The sequence below is a fragment of the Leisingera sp. ANG-S5 genome (assembly GCF_000813925.1).
Taxonomy (GTDB): domain Bacteria; phylum Pseudomonadota; class Alphaproteobacteria; order Rhodobacterales; family Rhodobacteraceae; genus Leisingera.
This window is the reverse complement of the sequence record NZ_JWLH01000007.1, coordinates 1-23,688: the sequence shown is the minus strand read 5'-3', so window position 1 is coordinate 23,688 and position 23,688 is coordinate 1. Positions and strand designations below refer to the sequence as shown.

Here is a 23,688-nt window from a genome sequence, read left to right as displayed (position 1 = left end):
CCCAGTGATCTGCATTTGGGACGAAGGTCCACATGAACTTCGTCCCTGTTCCCGGACAGCGGGGTAAATTACCCCTGTCCACGAAAGGAGCATGGAATGGGACAATCGAGACGGACGTTCACAGATGAGTTCAAAGCCGCAGCTGTTGGTCGGCTTTATAAGCCTGGTGCCACACAAGGCGGTGTTGCCAAGGAGCTTGGAGTGACGAGCTCGCAGTTGAAGACGTGGCGCTTGGAGATCGAAGCGGCAGGATCAATGGCGGCGCTGCGCAGGCAGCAGGCGGATGCGGCGGAACTGGATCGTCTGCGGAAGGAAAACAAACGTTTGAAGCTGGAAAATGAAATCCTCGAGAAAGCTTCCGCTTTTTTCGCCTCAAGGGCAGCGAAAACATGACCGCGAAACATGCATTTGTCGTTGCCCATAAGGCCCTTTATCCCATTTCCCTGCTGTGCTGCATTCTGGGGATCGGTCGCAGTTGGTTTTATGGTTCTACTCAGTCGCAACCAGCCCGAAATCAGCGGCAAAAGTTGCGCGACGACCGGGACGCAGACCTGCTGGCCAAGATCAAAGCGGCTTTCTCTCGAAGTAAGAAGCGATATGGCTCAAAGCGCATACACCGCGATCTGATCGCCGATGGGATCCATGTCTCCGAGCGGCGTGTGGCCAGAATAATGCGGGAAAACCGGGTCTCTCCGCGCCTGCACAAGCGTCGAAAGCCGCGCACCACAGACAGCAATCACAGCCTCAAACCCTCACCAAATCTGTTGGAGCAACAGTTCAATTGTACCGTTCCGAACCGGGTTTGGCTCGCTGACATTACTTACGTCGATACGAACGAAGGATGGCTCTACGTTGCCGCCATCAAGGACATGGCCACGCGTGAAATCGTGGGTTGGGCCATGGGCGATCATCTGCGATCCGAACTGTGCTGTGATGCCCTGAACATGGCCCTGGGACGCCGTGGCCCCGTTCCTGGGCTCATTCATCATTCGGATCGCGGCGTGCAAGGCGGATTCAACCGGTCATCATCTACACCTCCAACAACGGGGTGTTGCGACGACCGGTTGAATCCGCCCAATATGCAGGCAGCGAATACCGCGCGCTGCTCGGGTCCGCGAAGATCATCCAATCAATGAGCCGAACCGGCGAATGCCTGGATAACGCACCAATGGAAAGTTTCTTCGCATCACTGAAAAAGGAACTGGTTCATCGGGAGCGCTTCAAAACGCGCGCCCAGGCAAAGGCTGCGATCTTCGAATACATTGAGGTCTTCTACAACCGTCAGAGGCGGCATTCAGCCATCGGCTACCAAACACCCGCGCAAGCGTATGAAAACATGGATTGGAAAAACGCTGCATAGGGTCAATAATCAAACTGTCCGGAAATCGGGACGAACTCCACAAAGCAGACGTCATCCACACAGGACAAACCGGACGTTCGCGGGGCAGTTGGAAAGGACAGCTCCCAGCTCAAAGCCGTCCTGCGGCAGCATGCCCGTTAAAGTGGAAGGAGCCATTTCACGAGCGGCGGTTAGATGGCAGGCTTGCGGAATAGCGCCGTTCTTTCGGGTCCGCAGTTCGAAGTGTCTAGCGTGAGCCAGGAGTTTAAACGTTGGACGGGATGCCTCTGAAGGAAAGGCGTTCCGGCGTTTAATAATTGCCAACCCGGCAAAGTATGTTGTTGGCCAGACCGGGGGGGGGCGCCGACCGGCAACTGCCGCTTCTGAATGCGCCGCACTCAAGTCCGGCAATGCTGAATTGTCCGAACCTAAAACCTGTCCGGGCTGAAGGCGCTGATTTCCTCGCCTGGCCGCCGCCCTGCAATGACGTCCGCAATGATCCGTCCGGTGGTGGCCCCTAACGTCAACCCGAGCTGACCGTGACCGGCAGCAAGTGTCACATTGGCCAGTTTGCCGGTTCTCCCGATGATGGGGCGGGTGTCGGGAGTGAAGGGGCGGCGGCCCATGCGGCGGCTGCGGTGGCTATCCTGCAGCCCTGGCAGTACCCGGTGGGCGCGTTTGACCAACACATCGGCCCGGCGCCATTTGGGGGCGGCAGAGAGGCTGGCAAATTCCACCGTGCCGGCAACCGCCAGCTCGCTCTCGTAAGGTGTGATGCCGAACCCGCCCGCTGGGTAGAAAACCGTGTGCTTCAGATTCACGCCTGGATCCTGCAAACCGGTTGAGTAACCCATGACGCCTTCCAGGCGAAGCGGGATGCCCAGCTGCCTGGAGAGACCCTTGGACTGGGTGCCTGCCGCAATCACTACCTCATCGGCGGGCAGCAGCTGGCCATCAGCTGTTTGGACACCGGAAACCCGGGCGCCGTCGCGCTGAAAGCCTGCACAGGCCAGCGGCAGCACCGTGCCGCCGCGCTGCAGAAAGGTTTGCATCAGCTTTTGCACCAGCCGCTTGGGGCAGGTGACAAAGCTCCAGTCCCGCAGCACCGAGGCATATTTGAAATCGGCGGCGATGGCCGGATCCATCTCATGGGCTTCCTGCCCGGAGATGTCGTCAATGATGCAGCCAAGTTCGCGCGCCAGATCAAAGGCCGCGCCCATAGTAGCCTTGTCGCGCTCATCATCGAACAGCTTGATCACCGGGCGCTCCACCAGCAATTCCGGAGCGCCGATGTCCGCCAGTTGCGCCTTGAAGTCGGCTGTTGCAGCAAAGGTTAGCCGCGACAGGTCGGCAGCGATCGTCCGCATGCGGAAGGGCATTGAATTGGCGGTGAAGCGGGCAAACCACGGCAGCAGCCCCAGTGCAGATGCCGGGCGCAGGGACAGAGGCGCCTCGGGGTCCCGCAGCCAGCCCGGCACTTTCATCAGCATGCCCGGCTGCGACAGCGGCACAATTTCCCCTACGGCAATACAGCCGCAGGAGGCCCAGCTGGCGCCTTCGCCCACCGGTCCCGGCTCCAGCACGGTAACGCTGTGGCCCTCGGCCTGCAGCGCCAGCGCGCAGGAGATGCCGACAACGCCGCCGCCTGCGATCACCACCCGCTTCATCAGGCGCCTGCCAGCTGGTTTAGCTGCGCCAGCAATTCGGTGCTGACTTCAACGCCGTCTGCTTCTGCCGCCGTGCGTTTTTTCAGCCGCCCGTCGCCGGGCACCCGGGCGGCGCCATTGCCTTCGATTTCGGCGCAGATACGGGTGATGTAGTCGCCAAAGGCGGCATTTCCGAAGCGGGACGGATCAATGGCAATCAGGGTGGCGCCGCCCTTGATGTTGAGGGCCCCGAAGGATTCACGCTCCTGATTGTCAACGGACAGGGTCCCGCCTGCCAAAGCCGCGCCCAGCACTTCGATCATAAAAGCAATCGCGGCGCCCTTGTGCTCACCAAAGGGCAACAGGCTGCGGGTTTCCAGGATGGCATTCGGGTCGGTGCTTGCATTGCCCTCGGGATCCAGCCCAGCCGGCCGCGGCAGCTCGTGGCCCTCAGCCGCGGCCATTCGGATATCCATCAGCGCCACCATCGAGGCCGCCTGATCCCAGACCACCGGTTCACCGCCCTCGCGCGGGCAGGCAAAGGACATCGGGTTGGTGCCAAATACCGGCTTAACGCCCCCCTGCGGCACCACCATCGACAGCGAGTTGATTACCGCCAGCGCCACCAGCCCGGCCTCGGCCAGCGGTTCGGTGTCAAAACGCAGCCCCCCCAGGTGGTGGCAATTGGAACAGGTAAAGGCGGCAATGCCGTTTTCCCGCGCCAGGGCAATCAGCTCATCACGCGCGGCCGCCGCAGCGATCTGGTAATACCCGTTGTCCGCATCGCCGCGCAGCACGCCCGGCGCTATCTTTTCAACCGACGGCGCCGCGGCGCCATTGGCATAGCCTGAGGTGAAGCTCTGCGCATAGACCGGCAGCATCCGCAGCCCGTGGCTGCGCGGGCCGTCGCGCTCAGAGCAGGTGACGATATCGGCAATCACATCGCTGCCCGCCGCGTCCATCCCCGCGGCCACAAGGACAGATTTGGCCAAACCCCGCACTTCGGCGAGTGAGAGCGTTTTTGTCGAAGATGCGGTCATGGGCTCAAATCCTGTCCTTGTGTCGGGTCAAAGGGGCGCCTTGGCGCCCGCTCGTGTCAGGCTTGGTACAGCGCGCGCTTTTTGGCAACAAATTCATCCAGCTTGCTGCGCTGGTCGTCCGGCATCGGCGGCTGCACGTAGCTGTCCAGCATCCGCTGCGCCTCTTCGCGGCCCACCAGTTCCGCGGTTTTGGCGCCTTCTGCCTCCCACTGCTCGAAACTGTCGTTGTTCTGCAGCGGGTTCATATGCATCGGGTTTTCGCGGGTGTGGTCGGTACCCAGGAAATGGCCGCCGGGGCCGATCGCTTCGATATCACCCAGCAGCGCATCCAGGTTTTCCTCCTGCAGGCCGCTGAAGAACCGGTGAAAGTTCTCAAGCTGCAGCGTGTCCTGCACCCATTTCGAGTAACTGACCCCCAGCGCTCCCTCCAGGAAACCGGCCGAATGCACGATGTAGTTCGCACCGCCCAGCAGAACCGGCCACATGGTGTTGGCGGTGTCAAACCCGGCCTGCATGTCCGGCGATTTTGAACCGGTCCACATGGTGCAGGTCCGCCAGGGCACGTCGTAAAACCGCGCCATCTGGCCCACTAGCAGATTCATCAGCCCCGGCTCGGGCGAACCCATCATCGGGGCGCCGGTCTTCATCGAAACGCCCATGATCGCCACCCCCAGCACCATCGGCGCACCGCGGCGGATGATCTGGCTGTAGGCCATACCCGCCAGGCTTTCGGCAATCAGCAGCGCCACACCGCCCTGCAGGCTGGCAGGGGCCGAGGCGCCTGCCAAGACAAAAGGCGACAACAGGCAGGGCTGGTTGGCACCGGCATAGACCCGCAAAGACTGCAGCATGGTCTCATCCCAAACCAGCGGCGTGTTGCAGTTCAAAAGTGCTGCCAGCACCACGTTGCTGTCGACAAATTCCTCGCCAAAGACGATGCGCACCATCTCCACCGTGTCGCGCGCCGCCTGCTCCGACAGCACCGAGCCCTTGATCGGCTTGTCAGTCAGCGTCAGGGCCGCATGCACCAGCTCCAGATGGCGCTCGGGCACCGGCACGTCCTGCGGCTCCACCGGCAGGATGCCCGGAACCATCATCGACTGGCTCATCTGGCTCAGCTTGAAGAAGTTATGCGCATCCTCCAGCACCGAGGGGCGACGCACACCGTCCAAGTCATAGACAAAAGGCGCGCCATAGGCATTGGCAAAGACCGAGTGCCGGTTGCCCACCCGCAGCGAGCGCTCCGGGTTGCGGGCGGCATAGCCCCATTCCGATGGCACCGAGGAAATCAGCTCCTTCAGCATTTCGCGGCCGATGCGCACCCGCTCGCCCTGCACATCGGCGCCGGCGCGTTTCCAGTCGGCCAGCGCCACCGGGTCGCGGAACTCGATGCCGGTGGTTTCCAGGATCGTCATCGCCGCATTGTGGATCTTCTCCACCCCTTCCGGACCCAAAAGATCAATGGGGCCGACCCGGCGGTTCAGCGCGGGCAGATAGACCGGGGCCGGGTTGGTGCGGGCTTTGACGCGCGCAGCCCGTCCGCCCCGGGCGCCGCGCGGCGCCCGTGTGTTCAGTTCCGTCATGTCATGCTCCTGTGGCTAGGCCGGGATCAGGCCCGGGCGCGTGCGCTGGTTGGGTCGACCGCGCAGATGCCGATCACCTCAGCCTCGCGCAGCTCGTTGTGGACCATCACCTGCAGGCGCGTGCCCTCAGCGGTGAGCTCCTGCGGCACCAGCGCCATCGCGATGTCATGGTTGCAGTAATAGGAGAACCCGCCCGAGGTCACGCGGCCGACAAGCGTGCCGTCCTTATAGACGCTCTCATCTGCCATCACCGAAGTGTCGCAGAACGGCAGCTTCAGGGTGACAAGCGTGTTGTAACCGCCCGCCTCCTTCTGCCGGACCAGCGCATCACGGCCGATGAACTCACGCCCTTCCAGCGCCACAAAGCGGTCCAGCCCGGCCTCAAACGGGGTCATGTCCTTGCAGATCTCCCGGTTGATCGCGCGGTAGGACTTCTCCAGCCGCATCGATTCCAGCGCCTCCAGGCCAAAAGGTTTCACACCTGCCTTCAGCAGCTGATCCACCAGATGCCGGTTGTATCCGACCGGGTGATGCAGCTCCCAGCCCAGCTCGCCGGTGTAGCTGACGCGCAGCAGGTGGACGCCCTTGGCATAGCCCACCTCGCCCATCTGGGCGCTGAGCCAGGGGAAGGCTTCGTTCGACAGATCGTTGTCGGTCAGCTGCTGCAGGATCTCGCGCGACTTCGGCCCTGCCAGGGCAATCACGCCCAGCTGTTCCGAAATATCCTCCATCACAACCGAGCCGTCATCCGGCAGCAAGCGCGAGAGATAATCCCAGTTGTAGACCTGCCCGTTCGGGGTCGAGACCAGGTAGAAGTCGTTCTCGCCATAACGGACGATGGTGTATTCGCCCTCCATGCCGCCCTGCAGGTTCAGCGCCACGGCCAGGGTCATGCGGCCAACCTTGGGCAGCTTGTTGGCCATGATCCCGTCCAGCCATTTGGCGGCACCGCGGCCGCGGACGGTGAACTTGGTCATTGGCGACATCTCGATGAACGCAGCCTCCTCCCGGGTCAGCCGCACCTCTTCCTGCACCAGCTCCATGTGGTTGGTGCGGCGGAAGCTGTGCTCTGGGACGGCCTCGGCGGGCGATTTGGCAAACCAGCGCGGGAACTCAAAGCCGTTGAAGGTGGTCCAGACCGCGCCATGCGCCGTCAGCAGATCGTAGGACGGCATCGTCTTCATCGGCCGCGCGTTGGGGAAATCCTCGCCCGGAACATGGGCATCCATATGGGTGCCCCAGGTCTCACGCACCTTGTCCATGGTCCAGCGCTTGGAGGCATAGTCGCCAAAGCGGCGCGGGTCGATCTCCGACATGTCCATACCGGGATGGCCATCGACGATCCAGCGTGCCAGCCGCTCGCCCATGGTGCCGCCCCACAGGATGCCGCCGGGCACGCCCTCGGCCAGCCACAGGTTCTCGTGCCCCGGTGCCGGACCGCACAGCGGCAGCTCGTCCGGAGTCATCTGGAACGGCCCGCGGGTGTTGGCCTTGATGCCCACCTCGCCCAGGGCAGGCACCCGCTCCAGCGCACGTTCCCATTGGGTTTCCACCGCCTCGAAATCCTCGGGCAGCAGGTCGGCACCAAAATCGGCTGGAACCTTGTCTTCGGCAAACAGCTTAAGATCTTTTTCGAACTCATATGGCCCGAACTGGAAGCCGCCGACATCCTCGCGCAGGTAGGCGCCATAATCCTCGTCCCGGAGGATCGGGAACTCCGGCAGCCCTTCGGCGCGGCGCTCCTTCAATAGCGGCACGGTCTCGGTGGTCCAGTACTGATGCACAATCGGGATGCAAGGCAGGTCCAGCCCCACCCGGCGGGCGTTCTCGCGGGCGTAGTTGCCGGTGGCAAAAATCAGATGCTCGCAGGTGATCTCGCCCTTGCTGGTGGTCACTTTCCAATTGCCGTTGTCCAGCTTCTCATAAGCCTGTGCCTCGGTGTTCTGATAGACTGTCGCGCCCTGATCGCGGGCCAGCTTGGCCAGCCCCATGGTGATGTCCGCCGGGTTCACATAGCCGTCCTGGTCATGCAGGATGCCGCCGCGGATGTTCTCGCTCTGCGCTAGCAGCGGGTGGATCTCCTTGATCTCTTCCGGTGTCACCAGGCGGCAGGGCACGCCCGCTGCTTCTGCGATGGAGATATAAGACTGGAACTCGTCCCAGCGCTTTTCGGTGTTGGCCACCCGCAGCTGGCCAACCTGGCGCAGGCCCACGGAGCTGCCCAGTTTCTCCTCCACCTCGCCATAGATGCGGATGGTTTCCATCGTCATCTTGGAAATGTTGTGCGAACGCACGAAGGTCACCAAAAGGCCGGCCGCATGCCAGGTCGACCCCGAAGTCAGCGTGGTGCGCTCTAGCATCACTGCATCGCTGCAGCCATGCTGGGTCAGCCCGTAAAGGATCGAGGCCCCGACACAGCCGCCGCCGACGACCACCACTTTTGCATGCGACTTCATTGTCCAACTCCTGTTTGCGGGTTTCCGGCAGCCTTGGCTGCAGCGGCAGAATTCCTGACTGTCTCGCCCGGCTGGTGTTGATCCTGAGCCGGAGGATGATGCTGCATTCTGGCGTCATTCCCTCATTCGGCAATTGTAAAAATTTTCATCTTGGCTTAGTTTATTTTGCCCAAACGTGAGAAAAGATGCAGCCAGAAAGCAGCATTTTTGTCAGTAGGATAAAACCGCCTTGCCCAACCGCCCCTATGATTTGCCCCGGATGAGCTCCCTGGTCAGCTTCGAAGCCGCCGCCCGGAACACCAGCTTTAAACTGGCCGCGGCAGAGCTGAACGTCACCCCCGCGGCGGTCAGCCATCAGATCAAGACGCTCGAGCGCGAGTTACAGTGCAGCCTGTTCAACCGGTTTCACCGCGGCGTCGAACTGACGGAAAGCGGTGCTTACTTACTGGTCGCTTTGCAAAGGGGGTTTGAGGGGATCAATGATGCATTTGAACAGCTGCGGGCCCAGCACGGTCGAAGCTCGGTAACGATCCGCTCCAGCACCGCTGTCAGTTCACTGTGGCTGACGCCGCGGCTGGCGCATTTCTGGCGCAGCTACGAGCATATCTCGGTGGCCCAGATTGTCAGTGATACGGAAAAGGCGGGTGGCGACTGCGACCTCAGCCTGCATTACGGCGATATGTCCCGCGACAGCGGCCACTGCAGGGCGTTGTTCCGGGACCGGATCATGGCGCTGTGCAGCCCGCGGTTTGCCGATCAGCACCCGATAGGCAGCGTGGCAGGCATCGCGGAGGTTCCGCTGATCCATCTCGATTCGCTGGAAACCGGCGGCACCGACTGGCAGGGGTGGGCCCAGGCCTTGGGCTATTCAGGACCGCTGAAGTCTACCCACCGCGTCAACAATTATGTCATCGCACTGCAAGCCGCGCAGGACGACATGGGGGCCGTGCTCGGCTGGGAGGGCTTGACTGCAGATCTGGTCGCATCCGGCAAGCTGGTCAAGCTGCTGCCTGACACCATTACGGCACCGCTGGAGTTCTATGTCAAACTGCACAATCAGTCATCAGACCGGGCGCGGTTGGTTTTTGACTGGCTGGCTGGAGGCCACCAGGAGATGCGCTAGTTCTGCGGCAATACTCCCACATCGCAGTTGTGTCGCCGAGCGCATTCCGTCAGCCGTTTTTCCTTAGCTGAACTTGCAAGGGCCGCTTAGCGCCGTTCGCGATGCGCTGCACATGCGAGGGAGAGCCTGGCGGCCGGCGGCAGCAATGGGCTCAAAGATGACCAAGTGGGCCACTCCGATCATTATGTGTTCGGCCTAAGACTATTCAAAACCGATTGCGTGACAGCGGCTGTATGTGGCGACCCACCCAGGTCCGGCGGCAGCAAATGGACCACGTGGCCGCGTAACGCCGGACAGCATCATAGCCGCCGTTATAGACGAGGTTGGAGACCGTCGGCTGCGACATGCCAAGCTCTCTTGCCGCTAGGGTGAAGCTGCCATGCCTGGCCACGGCTTCCAGGGCCTGCAGCTGCTTGAAGCTGATCTTTGCTTTCATGACTTCCTCCACCTGCCGCATGGCCTTCCTAGGGACAATGGCAAACGCAATCCAAGTGACACACGACCCGCAGCGACCGGGTTCGTCGGCCAGCTCAGTTCAGCTTTTGGTTTCTCCGCGCCCCTGCAATGCCGCCCAGCCAGGCCAAGGCCTCCGGCCATGCACACCGCAGTTACCCCGTCACCAAATCTTCAGCGGTTGCAAGGGCGCATGTGAAGGTGAACGTGGACCCCTTCCCGAGCACGGACTGGACCTCAATACCGCCCCCCATCAGATGCGCGAGACGGGAAGCGATCGCCAGCCCCAGCCCGGTGCCGCCGAAATCCCGGGAAGCGGTACTGTTAACTTGGGAAAACGCAGTGAAGATCTTCTCGAGACTGTCTTCGGGAAGGCCCACCCCGGTGTCTGTCACGGCGATCCGCAGCTTCGCCATGCCGCCAGCAGCCCGGCCGGTGACTTTGACTGTCACCGATCCCGCCTCGGTGAATTTCAGTGCATTGCCAACAAGGTTCACAATGATCTGCCGGATCCGCCCTTCATCTCCCTGAATATTCTTCGGCGCCTCGGGATCGTATTCCAGCCGCAGCGCCACCCGGCTTTCCGCCGGATTGGGGGCCAGCATACGGAGCACCCCGCTCAGAAGCTCCTCCAGGTCAAACGGCGCAGTCCGCAGCTCCAGCTTCCCGGCTTCGGTCTTCGGTCTTCGAGAAATCGAGTATCCCGTTGATGATGTCCAGCAGCGCTTCGCCGGATTCAGAGATCGTCCTGGCATACAGCGCCTGCTCCTCGTCCAGGCTGGTTTCCTCCAGCAGCGAGGCCATGCCCAGCACCGCGTTCATCGGGGTCCTGATTTCATGGCTCATTGTCGCCAGAAACTCGGACTTCGCCTTGTTGCCCGCTTCCGCCGCTTGTGTCCTTTCTTTTACCTTTTGCTCAAGCGAATTTGCCAGCTCTTTGAGCTCGGCATTGCTATGATCCAAGTGGCTCAGAACGTCAGTGAAAGCATCTGCCAAGCGGCCGACTTCATCGTGGCCGCACTCAGGGATTTTCCGCATGGCACTGCCCAGGCGGATACTGGTGGCAAAGTCCGTCAGCCGCTTGATTGGCCGGGTTATCCAGCTCGCCATGAAAACAGCTGCTATTGAGGCAAGTCCGGCACAGACACCGGCCAATAGCAGGGTCAGCCGGATGTGCTTCATCCATTCGGCATCAAGCTGCGCGGTGGAATATTCCAGCACCACATACCCCAGCCGCCGGTCCGCCGTTGCCTGCACCGGTCCGGCAACCCGGATCACGCCGTCCTGCAGCGAGGTGACCCATTCAGCGCGTTCCCTGGCCTGCCGCAGATAGGGTTCGTTGAACTCCCTTCCCCGCAGCGGGTTTTCATCGGTTCCATCGGTCAGAACACGCGTGCCCGCATCCAGGATCATCACCCGCAAGGCACTCTCGCCGGCCAGGACCGAGCTCACCTGCTGGCGCATCAGTTTGACATTCAGCTCATACAACGGTTCCAGAACCGCCTCGCCCAGTGTCTTTGCCAGCACCTTTGCATGGCGTTCGAACGCAGCAACTGATGCTTGGTGGGCCAAAGTTATCGAAATGGCCGAAACCGCCCCTGCAACCGCAAAGACGATCAAAACCGTGTAGACAACCAGTTTTGTCCTGAGGCCCGACATGCGAAACTCAATTGCCGCCAATCAGGGCTGTCACCGGCGTCTCAAACTCTTCCAGCATGTCCAGCGTTTGATCCGGTATGGCATCGAATTTCGTCGTTCTTTCAAAATTTTCCAGAATCCGGCGGCCTTCATCGCTTTGATCCATGTTGATCAGCACGGCCTGCACCGCCGCGGTGAACTCTGTGGATGCCCCAGGAGACAAACTGACCACATGCCGCGGGATACTTTCCGTCTGGACAAGCACGTCAAGGCTGCCGAAATCATCTCCGGCGCGTTTTTTCAGCCCATTCAGCGACATGGCGCCGGCATCAACCAGCCCGCGCAGCACCCATTCGATGGTGTTTTCGTCATCACCGGAAAACACATAGCCCGTGGCCTCCGCAGGCCGCGCCGCCCGCGGGCCGCTCATCGCGGTGAGCTGAACACCTTGCGTTGCAATCGTGTGCCGGGGCAGGATGTAACCGCTGGAGGAGAAGGCCTCTTCAAAGGCGATGACCCTGCCCTTGAGATCTTCCAGCGACTGGATGCCGCTGTCCCGGCGGACAAAGACAACAGACCGGTATTCGGCGACACCCTTTTTCCATCTTCGCGCCACCAAGCGGCTACCGCATTTTGCCCTGACCGCGAGCGAGACAAGCGGGCTGTCGACAAAGACATCGACCTCGCCGCTGCGCAGCAATTCCGCCATATGCGCAATGTTCCGGGCAATTCTGACTTCTCCTGCTGTGATACTCTCATCCTGCAGTTGCGCTGCAAGATATTCGGCAAAAGGCAGGAAAACCCGGGCTTCCTTGACAGGCTCGTCGCTGATCGTGCCAATGACCAGGTTGCGGGCTGCCGCAACATGACCAAACAGCAGGCTGAGACAAAAGCAGGTTAATGAAACTGCATTCTTGAAGCTCACAGGGCTATTCCTCTCTCTTTCTGCAGACAGCGCGGAGCAAGGAACTGAATACCGCAAACTGCGCAGCCAGGAAGGCAAAAAACTCAATTTGTCTCATGGGGACACCCAAGCACAGAGGTTACACGGCACAGGCAGAGCATTCCTTAATTTTTTCCCACTGGCGGATTTTTCCTGCAACACTAGCCGGAAAACATCGCCTTCCCGTCAGAGCGGGGGGCGTCAGAGGTAGCTGGGAATACTGCGCCCTGACCGCTCCAGCAGCCAGCGAGCCACTCGCTTGGCTAGCCCCCAGCTTCAGCTCCTCGCCTGTCCCCACCTGCACCCCGCGCAGATCGTTGTTGGAACCGAACTCGATATTGCTTTCGGAGAAAAGGTAGACGTTGTTTCCAAGCGGCTGGAGGTCCCGGCAAATTCGATCAGCAAACGGTAGAAGATTAGCTTGGCGTAGCGCCGTGCTGAAAGAAGCCGCGACCGTAGGTCCGCTTCTTTCAAAGCGCAGCAGGTCCGGAACGGTGCCGCCTTCGTTCAAAACACCCATGATCTGTTCCCAGAGCCGGAACTGGCGGTAGACACTTAACCTCTTGCCGAACTCCTTAGTCAAATCGCGCCAAGAGACGCCGGTGCGGGCGATCCAGAAAATTCCATCGAGAACAAGGCGGTGTTTGGTGGGCTTGCGTTCGTACGGGGCTCAGACAGATAGGATTAACCGTTCAAAGAACACCCACTCCTCGTCCGGCATCAAATTTCGTGCCGAGCTGGTCTCCATCGCAGATACCAGCTTGAATTACGCTCAGCGGGTAGTGTGAATCCCTTTTGTCAACATGTCCTACGTAACGTGCGGTCTTCCGCAGCTGAGGGGTCAACTCGTCCAAATCTGACGAAAGCGACCTCAAAACAGAGATTGGTACATTTGTGTAATGGGTAATTCATGCTCATCCAAATCATGTACATATGTGCCATTTGATGGTAACTTTGGTACATACGTAGCAGCAGGGCGCCTATCGAACCCCATGTCTCTCGAACAGGAAAATTGCGATGTCCAAAAAAAGAACCGCCAAGGTCGTCATTGTCGGCGGTGGCGTTTTGGGCTGCGGCCAGGCCAAACATTGGGTCATGAAGGCTGGGGCGAAAAAACGGTGCTGCTGGAACAGGCGGAGCTCACCTCAGGCTCCACGTCGCACGCTTGTGGCTCTTTCCGTCTGGCTTACACAGAAGACGAAATGGACTGGCTGCGACACACCTTGTCTGTTGGCCGCTCGCTTGGCTTCAATATCGAACTGGTCGGTCTGGAATTCATCGCCGAGAAACACCCTTACTATAACCTCGAAGGTGTCATTGGCGCTCTGTACACTCCAGACGACGGCCTCGTTGCCCCCTCCAACGTGACAATGGCGATGGCCACTGGCGCCCGACAGAAGGGAGTGAAACTCTTCCGCCAATTCCGCGCGACGAACATCACCCAGAACGACGCCGGTGAGTGGGTTGTTGAAACCGAGCAAGGCTCCGTCATCTGCGAGCACGTCGTCAACGCCGGCGGCACCTATGCACGCCAGATGGTCAAATGGTCCGATCTGCAACTGCCGATGACGTCGATGACCCACCACTATTTCGTCACCGAGGACGTGCCCGGATTCAAGGATCTAGACACTAAACTGCCGGTGATCCGCGACGACAAGTTGGCCTCGGGCTACATCCGCATGGTGCAAAAGAAGGGGCGGATCGGGATCTACGAGAAAGAGAACTCGAACTCCGTCTGGCACAATGAATGTCCCTGGGAATATGAAAACTGGCTGTTCGAGGCTGATTACGACCGCGTCATGCCCTGGCTAGAAAACTCCTTCGAACGCATGCCGATCTTGCCGACTGTGCAACCGCGTCGGTCGCCTACGGTCACTCCGTCGGCAAGATCCTCGCATTTGCCTTCGTGAAACTACACGTGAATGTGCTGGGTAAGGAGGTTGAGATCATCGCCGCAGGTGAGCCGCGCAAGGGCCGTATCCTGAGTGGGCCGGCCTATGATCCGAAATCGGGGCGCCCACCAACCGACGCCGTTCACCAGCCGGCATGATCCGCAAGAAGGAGCGGCGAAGCTGCCGCTCCTTAACGCCGATAGAAAGACATATCAAAGAAAACCAGGGAGGCCGGGATGATCCCGAAAACGATGAAAGCAGTTGTGTTGACCGGCCACGGCGGGCTCGACAAGCTGGTGTACACAGATGTGCCGACGCCCCAGCCCGGTAAGGGCGAAGTGCTGGTCAAGGTCGGCGCATGTGGGCTGAACAACACCGATATCAACACGCGTACCGCCTGGTATTCCAAATCCGTCGATGCAGAATTGGGCAGCGGCAGCACCGATGGCTTCGAGGAAGCGGATGCCGGTGACGGCACCTGGGGCAGCGGCTCCTTGAACTTTCCGGTCATTCAGGGCGCGGATGTTGCTGGTGAAATCGTTGGCGTCGGGGAAGGCGTAGACGCAACGCGGATCGGTGAGCGGGTCATGATCGACCCTTGGCTGCTTGGCCATGGTGACTGGCTCAACACGGAAAACTCCGGCTACTTCGGATCCGAAGCCGATGGCGGCTTTGCCGAATATACCATAGTGCGTGCGGCCAACGCGGTTCCTGTCAACAGCACACTCAGCGATGCGGAACTGGCCACCTTCCCCTGCGCCTACACCACCGCCGAGAACCTTGTGCAGCGCACCGCGCCGCGCCCTGGCGAGACCGTGGTGATCACTGGCGCATCGGGCGGCGTCGGCTCCGCCGCCATTCAGCTGTGTCGGCTGCGGGGCTGCAAGGTGATCGCGGTGGCCAGCCCAGCCAAGGCGGCACTGCTTCTGGAACTGGGTGCTGCCATCGTAATCGACCGCAACACGCCCGATTTGGAAGCTGCAATCCGCAAGGCTGCCGTTGGGCTGGTGGATATCGCTCTCGATGTGGTGGGTGCGCCAATGTTCATGCCGCTGATCAACGCACTGCGCCAGGGCGGCCGCTATTCGACCTCCGGCTGCATTGCCGGGCAAATGGCGGAATTCGACCTGCGCCAGCTGGTTTACAAGGACCTGCAGCTGACCGGCGCGACGATTTGCCCGCCCGGCACCATGCAGCGCGTCGTCGGCATGATCGAGACCGGCGCCCTGAAGCCGCTTCTGGCTGAAACATATCCGCTGCGCGATCTGGCCGCTGCGCAACAGGCCTTCATGACCAAATCGCACGTCGGAAACATCGTGGTGACACCATGAAAATAACACGCATTCGAGTATTCAAGACCCCGCTGCCCTATGTCGGCGGCTCCTATGGCTGGGGGGCGGGCAACGCCATAACCACCTCGATGTCGTCGGTGGTTGTGGTTGATACTGACGCAGGGCTGCAAGGCTGCGGCGAGTTTGCTCCTTGCGGTGAAAACTACATGGTTGCCCATTCTGAAGGGGTGGAGGCGTTTGCCCGCCTAGCCGCGCCGCGCCTGCTCGGGGAAGACCCGCGCCAGCTGCGCCGGATCGAGCGGCTGATGGATAAATTCGTGCAGGGCCATGGCTATGCCAAGGCTCCTTTTGATGCGGCCTGCTGGGACATTCTTGGGCAATCCACCAACCAGCCGGTGTGGATGCTGATGGGGGGCAAGCTCACCGATGGCGCGCCGATGTACCGGGTTGTGCCGCAAAAACCTGTGCTGGAAGAAACCATTGCCGAGATGGAGCTGCATCGCGCAGCGGGCTACCGGCAGTTTCAGATCAAGGTGGGCGGCGACTGGGTCACCGACATCGACCGCATCCGCGACGGCGTGCCGCTGCTGAAACCGGGTGAGAAGGCAATGGCCGATGCGAACCAGGGCTGGCGTGTCGACAATGCCATCCGTGTGGCACGCGCGACCCGCGATCTGGACTTTATCCTGGAGCAACCCTGTCACAGCTATGACGAATGCCAACAGGTGCGCCGTGTGGCAGAGCAGCCGATGAAGCTGGATGAATGCGTGACCGGCATCGAAATGGCCCGCCGCATCGTGAATGACCGCGGGGCTGAGATCTGCTGTCTGAAGATCTCCAACCTTGGCGGCCTGTCCAAAGCCCGCCGGGTGCGTGATTTCCTGATTGACCATGGCATACCGGTGGTTTCCGAAGATTCTTGGGGAGGTCAGATCACGACCTCGGCGGTGGCGCATTTCGCCGCCTCCACGCCAGAGGAAATGCTGGTCAACTCGACGGATCTGATGAATTACAACACGCGCAGCACCGGGATCGGCGGACCGGCAGCGCGTGATGGCAAGCTCTATGCCTCTGACACCCCGGGGCTGGGCGTGACGCCGGACTTTTACAATCTCGGGGCGCCGGTTTTCGAGCTTGCGGGGCAGGCGGCATGACTGTCAGCAAATCAGAAGCCGCAGAATTCACACCGCCGCTTCCGGCCTGCAGCACAGCGTTAGCAGCCCACCTCTCTGAAATGACACTGAGCAAAGTGCAATCCCATGAGGGGCGGTCGGTAGAAAACGCCGCCGCGGACAATCCTCAAATGCCCGCAGAGGAGACAGCAACATGAAAATCTCGCGCATTACAGTCTACCAGCTCGATTTGCCACTCACCAAGCCCTACTGGCTGTCCGGCGGGCGGCTGAAATTCGAAAAGCTCGATTCCACCTTCGTGCGCGTCGACACCGATGAAGGAATTACCGGCTGGGGCGAAGGCTGCCCGTGGGGCCATACCTATCTGCCGGCGCATGGGCCCGGCATCCGTGCGGGCCTGGAAACGCTGGCCCCGTTTCTGATCGGCGAAGACCCCCGCAGCCTTGGGCACATAAACCGGCTGATGGACGTACAACTGCCCGGCCACCCTTACGTGAAATCCCCGGTCGACATGGCCTGCTGGGACATTCTGGGGCAGGCCAGCGGAATGCCGCTGTGGCAGCTGATGGGCGGAGCCCAAGCCGCGCCGGTTCATGTCAATAGCTCTATCTCCACCGGCACACCCGATGAAATGATCGCTCTTATCCTCGAAGCGCGCGCCGCCGGGTACCGCACCCATTCTGCAAAGCTAGGCGGGTCCGACCCGCAAACCGATATCGAACGGATCGAGGCGATAACTTCGGCTCTGCTGCCTTCTGAATTCGTGACTTATGACATCAACCGGGCCTGGCTGCCGGGCGTGGCATTGCAAGTTCTGAACACCGTGTCGGATGCCCGCAGCTGGATCGAACAGCCCTGCGAAACGCTGGAACAATGCGCCTATGTCGCCCAAAATGTGCGCCAACCTGTTCTGCTGGACGAATGTCTGCACACATTCGACGATCATCTGCGCGCCTGGAAAACAGATGCCTGCGCGGGGCTAAAGGTCAAACCCAACCGGCTTGGCGGGCTGACCAAATCCCTGCAGGTGCGCGATTTCGCCGTATCCGTCGGCTGGAAGATGCATATCGAGGATCTAGGCGGATCCGCCCTGGCTGACACCGCGGCGGTCCACCTGGCCAGCAGCACCCCGCCTGAGCATCACATGGACAGCTGGCTATGCCACTATCATCTGGGGGTCGATCCGGTCCCGGGCCAGGGCGCACGCAACATCGGGGGCAAAGCCACGCCACCCGATACGCCTGGGCTGGGCGTTACTCCCGACACCGGCATCTTCGGAAAGCCCGTCGCCTCATATGAAATCCGCGCCAGATAGGAACTGCGCACAGCACCAGAAGAAGCCACCGATGAAGATCGTACGCATCACTGCCTGGGAAGTCCCGCTGAACGATCAGTTCGGACCAAGGCGGACCTTAACACAAGCTGCTGTGCGGCGTACGCCAGTTTCATCGCAGGTCAAATCCTTTGGGCTGGACCCTGCTACGGAAGTTCTTCATGGAACTTGCCACAGCGGACACGCTGCAGGGTTCCCATCTCCTCCTGGGCATCGTGGGTGTCGAGAGCTTCCAGCCTTAGACCTTCATGTTCATATACCGGGGAGCCTGCGGCAGCCATGCCCCTGAGCCGCGCGGACAAGGCGTGTTTCTTGCGGACCTGATGCGGCTGAAAGGAGTCGAACTGGCGGGGGGTGATGTCTGCGCCGGCGGTCAGGCTCCCTGCTTCGCTCGCGGCACGGAAGAGCTGTTCGCCGGCCGCTGTCCGTGTGATCACCCCGTTGAAGCCTTCGTTATCGCCATCAGGGCTGGCATCCGGCCATATATCCGCGGCTGCCACATCCGCGGCCTCCCCCAAGGCATCGGGACAAATCTTGCAGCGGGTCTGGATGCGCCAGCCGCTTTCGTCTGCCCACATCTCGCCATAGGTTTTCTGAAAGGCCCGGCCATCGCTTGTTTCGATCCGGGTCAGCCCTGGGTTGCCATAACCGCGGTAGCGGAACAGAGCGATGTCATCCTCGGACAGATCGTACTCATCCAGCACGGCCTGCGACTTGCCCAGGTCCGAGGCCCCGCCGCAGACCATAACCAGCACCGCCACAAGGTTGCGGGTAAGCCGCTGATCGGTTTTGGCAAGCTCGCGCAGCGCACCGGCGTCGCAGGGTTTTGCGACCACAGCAAAGGGCGCATCCCAGTCAAGCGCAGCGGCCAGACCTGCCAGCGTGTCGCTCGGCCCATAGCGCGACCCGGCCCGATCCAGCACCTGCCCCGGCGTATCGCTGAGACACCACTTAGAACGCATCGGCGCCTGCGGGTCAGCCTCGCAATGCAGGATAAATTCCACCTCGCCGGTTCGCAGAAGATGCGCAGCCAGCGCAGTCAGGACACCGCCAGATGCCGCCCGGAACCTGGTGTCCGAATCAACCGCCCAGGCTTCCTGCATCCGGTGATAGCCGCCCCAAACCGTGTCCGTCCGCGGTGCGGCCTCGCTGATGGGGCGGGCGATCACCCCTGGACAGGCCTGCAGGATCTCCGCATCAGATCCCGCGCCTATCCTGGACGGGCGCAGGCGGCCCTTCGGCGTAAAGGCCATTTTCCAGCGTTCAGGCGCCAGCGCCTCGCACAGTCCGCAGCCGATGCATAGACCGGCTTCGACGACTTCTTTCACTGAACCGGGCTGCTGCATCCTCTAAATACTCCTGCTTTAATCTGCGGGTTGCAGCACACGTATGCGGTGCTTGTACAGGTGATCATAGTGCGGCTTCATCCGGCGATGCACCCGTTGGACCCGTTCCGGCGTGTCCTCAAGATCGATGTACTTGCGCCTCTGCGGCGTCAGGCCGGTGGATTGGGCCAGGTTTGCATGAAACGACCCGCCGTCCCACCAACTGTGGGCAGAGGGGTCGCCACCCGCTTCCCATGTCAGCGCCTCTTGAATGAAGGGGATGCCAACTGCATCGCAGAAGGCCCGTGTCATCTCCTCCGGGTATTCCAGCAGATCGTCGCTGTCGACGACCGGCGGAGGTGTGCCATTCAGCGCCGTCAGCAGATCGAACAGGGCCCGCTGCTCGGGAAATCCCACTTCCAGCTCATCAAAGTCGGGCCACTTGTGGTGCATCGATGTGATGGTTTTGGCCGGATCGCGGATCAGGAAAGCATGGGTAAATTGCGACAGGAACTTCGCGTCCCACATGTGATTGATGTAGTGCGGAAAGTCCTTAAGGAAGACCGGACCCTTGCGCGCCCGTTCCCGGATATCATCCCACACACTGTCCAGTGTCAGACCGGGCGTTGTTTTTTCCCCCTCCCTGAACCGCGGCCACAGAGGGTCTTCGCCCTGATACCAAGCCTCACCAAAAGGCTCGTGCAGGCAATCCAGATCACCGCGCTGCCGCATCATCCACTCAAACGCGGTGGAGGTAGAACGGGGAATGGCCCAAAGGGCAACAATCTTATGCATGATCAGTCCTTCAAAGATGAAAGCAGGCTGCCGAGCGGGGTTTCCGGCGCAATGCCGAGAGTTTTGAAAATCTGCCAGTAAAGCGCGATGTCATGGCCGATGACCGGCTTGCCCAAACGCTCCTCCAGCGCGGCGGCATAATGGACCGGGCGCTGCGCAATCCCGTCCGATGGGCGGCGGTAATTGCTCATTCCGTTGATCAGGTAAGCATCGGCATCGGGGGCTTGCTCTGCGGTAAACTCAAATGACTTCCAGATCAGTTCTTCGTCGAAACACCAGATGCAGTCGTCGACCTCCTGCTGAGAAGCAAACCAGCCCTGATCAAAGAAGTTCCCGGCCCAAAGCACGTCGAACCCGGCCTCCTTCAGAAAACCCGCGGTGCCCTGATACCAGCTGGCAGGATGGTAGCAGGCATTCAGCGCCACCTTCTCGACATTGCTTGCACGCAGAGCTTCAACCATGGCGTAGCCGGCCATGTGAAACGGGGTCTCGTATTTATCGCTCAGCATTTCGCAGTGCTGGCGGATCCCTTCGACCCCAAGGCCGGAGGCATGCACCCAGTTCGACCCCACCTGGCCGCAAACATCGGCACCATTGTTCGCCATGCATTCCAGAAAATCCTCAAGCATGCCGAAGTTCTTTTTTCGCTGGTCCAGCCGGTGCGCATAATCTGGCACATGCAGCATCCAGCCGTGGGCTCCGACACTGCGCGGCGCCATGCGGAGGAAGTCCGAAGGGGCTGCATCGAAATCATGCGGCGGGCAGGTAAAGCCCACCTGGTGCGGGAAGAGCTTTACCTTGGGATCCGCCCATTTACGTGGTTTTTCGTAGTCGTCCATGCTGCAATCTGCCGGTCGGTTAGGGTGTCTTTCACACAGGAGCTTCCCTGGGATCCCCGCGGATTTCCATTGCTTTTGCGTCTATGGCGACATATCGAAAATGATATGCCGGAACGGAAATACTCTCTCCCCTCCTTCAACGCGCTGACTGCATTCGAAGCGGTGGCCCGCCTTCAGGGGTTTGCCCGCGCGGCGGAGGAGTTGAACACGTCACAGCCCGCCATAAGCCGCCATATCCGCAATCTCGAAATCCGCTTCGGCACACTGCTGTTTGACCGGGGAAGCTCACCCATCCGCCTGACAAGAAAGGGGCAGCAATTCTATGCTGGGACGGCACAGGGCCTCGACATGCTGCAGGATTCGGTCCGCGGCCTGGCGCGGACCGGGAATCTGGTCACCCTGGTCTGTTCGCATTCGGTTTCACATCTTTTGCTGATGCCGCGCCATGGTCAGCTGCGTAAAGCTCTGGGCCCGGAGGTTGAGCTGCGCCTGCTGACCGCAGAATACAACCTCACCCGGTCGGCAATAGATACTGGAGCTGATATCGTATTCGAGTACTCATCACTCCCTCCGACGGAAGAGCACGTCGTGGTTTGCGAGGAGGAAATCAAACCGGTCGGCACGCCTGAACTGATCGAGCAGGCGAAAGCAGCGCTCGAAAGTTCCTGTGCCCCTCCGCCGCTGCTGGAATTGAGCAAGGACAATTTCGGCTGGATGACTTGGCGGGACTGGCAACGGGCACATCCTGACTTTTCTGGCTGGCAGGTCAGAGAGAAGTTCGACAGCTACGTCTATTTGCTGGAGGCCGCTGCGGCCGGCGCCGGCTTGGGACTGGGTTGGCGCAGCTTTGCCGATTCCTATCTTGCCAGGGGTTCCTTGGTTGAAATGCCCGTGGATTGGCACTCAAGATGCACCCGGCTCTATGCAAAGCTTACCCGGTTCGGTCGGGGCAACCCGTCCGCTCAACGCTGCCTCGAGCTGCTTGAATACATGGCCGCTGGAATAGGCCCGAAGAAATGAAGGAAAACATTGCTGCGGGCAGTCCCAGGCCTTTTACACCCCCGGCGGCGTACCGGTTTTCTTCTGATAGCGCCCGTACGAAGTCCGCCAAGGATTAATTGCGCGCTCTGGGCGCCATCTACTTGTTCCGGGATGGTCCGCTGGCGCCGGTCGCACCGGTGGGTGATTCAGTGACTGTCCTGCTGCTTTGTCTGCTGGCGATCGGTTCCTATGTTCGGGATTTTCGCGTTGGGCTGGGCGACTGGCCGGTGCCAGCGCTAGCCCTGAGAGTGTCGCTGCAGCCCGGCAAAGCCTGCGTTCTGCAATCGCCGAGGATTGCGGCGCGCTGCAGGACATGTCGGTCACCAAACTTGGGCGTACTTTCTTGGTGACGGTCTATTACAATCCCGGCCGCCCGGTCTCGGCGGCAGAAATCAACAGTCTGAATTTGCGAATGATCCAGGATGCGCGCAAGGCGCTGACCGGGGCGGATGTGTTGCTGTTGATTACTGAACATCCCAGGCGCTGGCCCGAAGCGCTAAACCCATTTTGAATGGTTCGTTTCCGGTAAATTGGCCTCACAGCTAACCTCGTTACCACGCAACATCTGCGCAATGGCGGCAAAATCCACCGAAAAGACGGCCCACAACTGCCATTCAGCATTAAGCCGCATGTTGCCGCGCGGCCTGTCTTACTGGCCATTCGCTGCAGGCGCGAAATTCTGATAACGCCAAATTCACCCTGTGCGGACATCATGGCACTACAGCGCGGACTGTGGCAGCATCCTGGCATGATCGAATTCCGCACTCTCGCCGATGACCATCCCGACCTCGCGCATTCTCCGCTGCTTCGGGGCGCTCTGCTTACTCTGCAATATGCGCAGAAGCACGGATCAATCGGTTTTACCAAAACCAAGGCCTTCAAGCGCGTCTTCGTCCATTGGGCCGTCAAGCATTTCGACTGGCCGGGGAGTAGTGCAGAAGAGATGTTCCGCTACAACAAGGTGATCAATGAGTATGAGTTTCCCCCGCTGGTCTTCCCCCACTGAAGTGGTCCTCCGCTATGTTTAGTAAAACGGAGGAAACGCATGGCCAACAAGCGACCAAAGCCAGAAGAGATTGTCACGAAGTTGCGGCAGGTTGAAATACTGACCGCGCAAGGAATGCCGCGTCTGGATGCGATCCGGCAGATTGGCGTGACTGAACAGACCTATTACCGCTGGAAGAAGAAGTACGGTGGAATGGGCACTGACCAATTGAGGGAACTGAAGCGGCTTCAGAAAGAGAACGAGCGGCTTCGCAAAGCTGTTTCTGATCTGACGCTGGACAAGCTGATCTTGGCGGAAGCCGCGAAGGGAAACTTCTGAGCCCCGCTCGTCGCCGTGCTTGCATTGATCGCGTTTGTGGTGAGTTGAATGTCTCGGAACGCCGCGCGTGCCGCGTTCTGAGACAACACCGATCCACGCAGCGTAGGGTGCCAGTTGGTCGCCTGGATGAAGAACGATTGGTGGCCGACATGATCGAGCTGACCCGGCAATATGGCCGCTATGGCTATCGTTGGATCGCAGCGCTGCTGAGAGATGCAGGCTGGCATGTGAATGACAAGCGGGTCGAAAGGCTGTGGCGACGAGAGGGGCTGAAAGTGCCCATGAAACAACCAAAGAAGGGGCGGCTCTGGCTGAATGACGGATCGTGCGTTCGGCTACGGCCAGAATACCGTGATCATGTTTGGTCTTACGACTTCGTGCATTGCCGGACTGATGACGGAAGGGCGTTCCGCACGCTCAACATCATCGACGAATACAGCCGAGAATGCTTGGCAATCCGCGTGGATCGCAAGCTGAACTCCGGCAACGTCAT

At 60.4% G+C, this 23,688-nt stretch carries 22 protein-coding genes and 3 pseudogenes; 13 read left to right on the top strand and 12 right to left on the bottom strand.

Translation table 11 applies throughout. The features are described from left to right. Nucleotides 1-96: 96 nt before the first annotated feature. The 3 genes from RA25_RS12080 to RA25_RS22705 are packed head-to-tail and all read left to right on the top strand — an operon-like array spanning nt 97 to nt 1,360. Nucleotides 97-393, top strand: coding sequence for a transposase (locus RA25_RS12080; protein ID WP_036761687.1), 297 nt, complete (start codon nt 97-99; stop codon nt 391-393). Beyond that, nucleotides 390-1,136 (top strand): IS3 family transposase, encoded by a 747-nt coding sequence (locus RA25_RS22385; RefSeq protein WP_152612194.1) that lies wholly within the window; start codon nt 390-392, stop codon nt 1,134-1,136. The genes RA25_RS12080 and RA25_RS22385 overlap by 4 nt, the downstream gene beginning before the upstream one ends. 32 nt (nt 1,137-1,168) lie before the next feature. Beyond that, a complete protein-coding gene (locus RA25_RS22705) occupies nt 1,169-1,360 on the top strand; it encodes an IS3 family transposase (protein ID WP_052254233.1) in 192 nt (63 codons plus the stop codon). Between the two features lie 407 nt (nt 1,361-1,767). Here the strand turns inward: RA25_RS22705 and RA25_RS12070 are convergent, their stop codons facing one another. Genes RA25_RS12070 through RA25_RS12055 form a run of 4 tightly spaced genes read right to left on the bottom strand, consistent with a single transcriptional unit; the run spans nt 1,768 to nt 8,064 of the window. Next, nucleotides 1,768-3,006 (bottom strand): NAD(P)/FAD-dependent oxidoreductase, encoded by a 1,239-nt coding sequence (locus RA25_RS12070; RefSeq protein WP_039172585.1) that lies wholly within the window; start codon nt 3,004-3,006, stop codon nt 1,768-1,770. Then, entirely contained in the window at nt 3,006-4,025 is a 1,020-nt protein-coding gene (locus tag RA25_RS12065) for an Ldh family oxidoreductase (protein ID WP_039172581.1), read from the bottom strand. Before RA25_RS12065 ends, RA25_RS12070 begins: the two co-directional genes overlap by 1 nt. A 56-nt stretch (nt 4,026-4,081) precedes the next feature. Then, a complete protein-coding gene (locus tag RA25_RS12060) occupies nt 4,082-5,608 on the bottom strand; it encodes a trimethylamine methyltransferase family protein (RefSeq protein WP_039172579.1) in 1,527 nt (508 codons plus the stop codon). A gap of 26 nt (nt 5,609-5,634) precedes the next feature. Next, the gene (locus tag RA25_RS12055) at nt 5,635-8,064 is read right to left on the bottom strand and encodes a GcvT family protein (protein WP_039172575.1); all 2,430 of its coding nucleotides are present in this window, start codon (nt 8,062-8,064) and stop codon (nt 5,635-5,637) included. A gap of 259 nt (nt 8,065-8,323) precedes the next feature. Here RA25_RS12055 and RA25_RS12050 point away from each other — a divergent pair, with 259 nt between their 5' ends. Further along, the gene (locus tag RA25_RS12050; protein ID WP_241477403.1) at nt 8,324-9,187 is read left to right on the top strand and encodes a LysR substrate-binding domain-containing protein; all 864 of its coding nucleotides are present in this window, start codon (nt 8,324-8,326) and stop codon (nt 9,185-9,187) included. Nucleotides 9,188-9,392: 205 nt separating this feature from the next. Here the strand turns inward: RA25_RS12050 and RA25_RS12045 are convergent, their stop codons facing one another. The 5 genes and pseudogenes from RA25_RS12045 to RA25_RS22380 all read right to left on the bottom strand — a co-directional run. Further along, nucleotides 9,393-9,623: a helix-turn-helix domain-containing protein gene (locus tag RA25_RS12045; RefSeq protein WP_152612192.1), complete on the bottom strand. Its 231-nt coding sequence runs from the start codon at nt 9,621-9,623 to the stop codon at nt 9,393-9,395. A gap of 172 nt (nt 9,624-9,795) precedes the next feature. Next, the gene (locus RA25_RS22140; protein ID WP_052254231.1) at nt 9,796-10,245 is read right to left on the bottom strand and encodes an ATP-binding protein; all 450 of its coding nucleotides are present in this window, start codon (nt 10,243-10,245) and stop codon (nt 9,796-9,798) included. Nucleotides 10,246-10,276: 31 nt separating this feature from the next. Further along, entirely contained in the window at nt 10,277-11,299 is a 1,023-nt protein-coding gene (locus tag RA25_RS22135) for a histidine kinase dimerization/phospho-acceptor domain-containing protein (protein ID WP_152612191.1), read from the bottom strand. A gap of 7 nt (nt 11,300-11,306) precedes the next feature. Continuing rightward, nucleotides 11,307-12,281: a phosphate/phosphite/phosphonate ABC transporter substrate-binding protein gene (locus RA25_RS12035; RefSeq protein WP_193747973.1), complete on the bottom strand. Its 975-nt coding sequence runs from the start codon at nt 12,279-12,281 to the stop codon at nt 11,307-11,309. A gap of 415 nt (nt 12,282-12,696) precedes the next feature. Then, nucleotides 12,697-12,969, bottom strand: a pseudogene (locus RA25_RS22380) (transposase); the annotation flags it as partial. Between the two features lie 244 nt (nt 12,970-13,213). Between RA25_RS22380 and RA25_RS12025 the strand changes: the two are divergent. From RA25_RS12025 to RA25_RS12010, 5 genes are all read left to right on the top strand, one after another. Continuing rightward, the gene (locus tag RA25_RS12025) at nt 13,214-14,131 is read left to right on the top strand and encodes an FAD-dependent oxidoreductase (RefSeq protein WP_206539687.1); all 918 of its coding nucleotides are present in this window, start codon (nt 13,214-13,216) and stop codon (nt 14,129-14,131) included. Continuing rightward, entirely contained in the window at nt 14,128-14,271 is a 144-nt protein-coding gene (locus tag RA25_RS23265) for a hypothetical protein (RefSeq protein WP_019294415.1), read from the top strand. The genes RA25_RS12025 and RA25_RS23265 overlap by 4 nt, the downstream gene beginning before the upstream one ends. A gap of 78 nt (nt 14,272-14,349) precedes the next feature. Beyond that, nucleotides 14,350-15,444 carry an alcohol dehydrogenase family protein gene (locus RA25_RS12020; protein WP_019294416.1) on the top strand — a complete coding sequence of 365 codons (1,095 nt, stop codon included), beginning with the start codon at nt 14,350-14,352 and terminating at the stop codon, nt 15,442-15,444. Further along, entirely contained in the window at nt 15,441-16,559 is a 1,119-nt protein-coding gene (locus RA25_RS12015) for a mandelate racemase/muconate lactonizing enzyme family protein (protein ID WP_039172566.1), read from the top strand. The genes RA25_RS12020 and RA25_RS12015 overlap by 4 nt, the downstream gene beginning before the upstream one ends. Before the next feature lie 172 nt (nt 16,560-16,731). After that, on the top strand, nt 16,732-17,853 hold the full coding sequence (locus tag RA25_RS12010) for a mandelate racemase/muconate lactonizing enzyme family protein (RefSeq protein WP_039172563.1): 1,122 nt from the start codon (nt 16,732-16,734) through the stop codon (nt 17,851-17,853). A gap of 164 nt (nt 17,854-18,017) precedes the next feature. Here RA25_RS12010 and RA25_RS12005 read toward each other — a convergent pair whose 3' ends face one another. From RA25_RS12005 to RA25_RS11995, 3 genes are read right to left on the bottom strand one after another with little or no spacing between them, the layout of a single operon-like run. Next, nucleotides 18,018-19,217, bottom strand: coding sequence for a Coenzyme F420 hydrogenase/dehydrogenase, beta subunit C-terminal domain (locus RA25_RS12005; RefSeq protein ID WP_039172560.1), 1,200 nt, complete (start codon nt 19,215-19,217; stop codon nt 18,018-18,020). A gap of 18 nt (nt 19,218-19,235) precedes the next feature. Then, nucleotides 19,236-19,991, bottom strand: a complete 756-nt coding sequence (locus tag RA25_RS12000) for a sulfotransferase-like domain-containing protein (protein WP_039172557.1) — start codon at nt 19,989-19,991, stop codon at nt 19,236-19,238. Between the two features lie 2 nt (nt 19,992-19,993). Next, nucleotides 19,994-20,830 carry a hypothetical protein gene (locus RA25_RS11995; protein ID WP_019294421.1) on the bottom strand — a complete coding sequence of 279 codons (837 nt, stop codon included), beginning with the start codon at nt 20,828-20,830 and terminating at the stop codon, nt 19,994-19,996. A 105-nt stretch (nt 20,831-20,935) separates the two neighbouring features. Here RA25_RS11995 and RA25_RS22700 point away from each other — a divergent pair, with 105 nt between their 5' ends. From RA25_RS22700 to RA25_RS22370, 4 genes and pseudogenes are all read left to right on the top strand, one after another. Then, entirely contained in the window at nt 20,936-21,850 is a 915-nt protein-coding gene (locus RA25_RS22700) for a LysR family transcriptional regulator (protein ID WP_039172554.1), read from the top strand. A gap of 334 nt (nt 21,851-22,184) precedes the next feature. After that, a complete protein-coding gene (locus RA25_RS11985) occupies nt 22,185-22,382 on the top strand; it encodes a hypothetical protein (RefSeq protein WP_039172552.1) in 198 nt (65 codons plus the stop codon). 237 nt (nt 22,383-22,619) lie between these two features. Next, nucleotides 22,620-22,874 (top strand): annotated as a pseudogene (locus RA25_RS11980) (hypothetical protein); the annotation flags it as partial. 42 nt (nt 22,875-22,916) lie between these two features. After that, nucleotides 22,917-23,688, top strand: a pseudogene (locus RA25_RS22370) (IS3 family transposase); the annotation flags it as partial.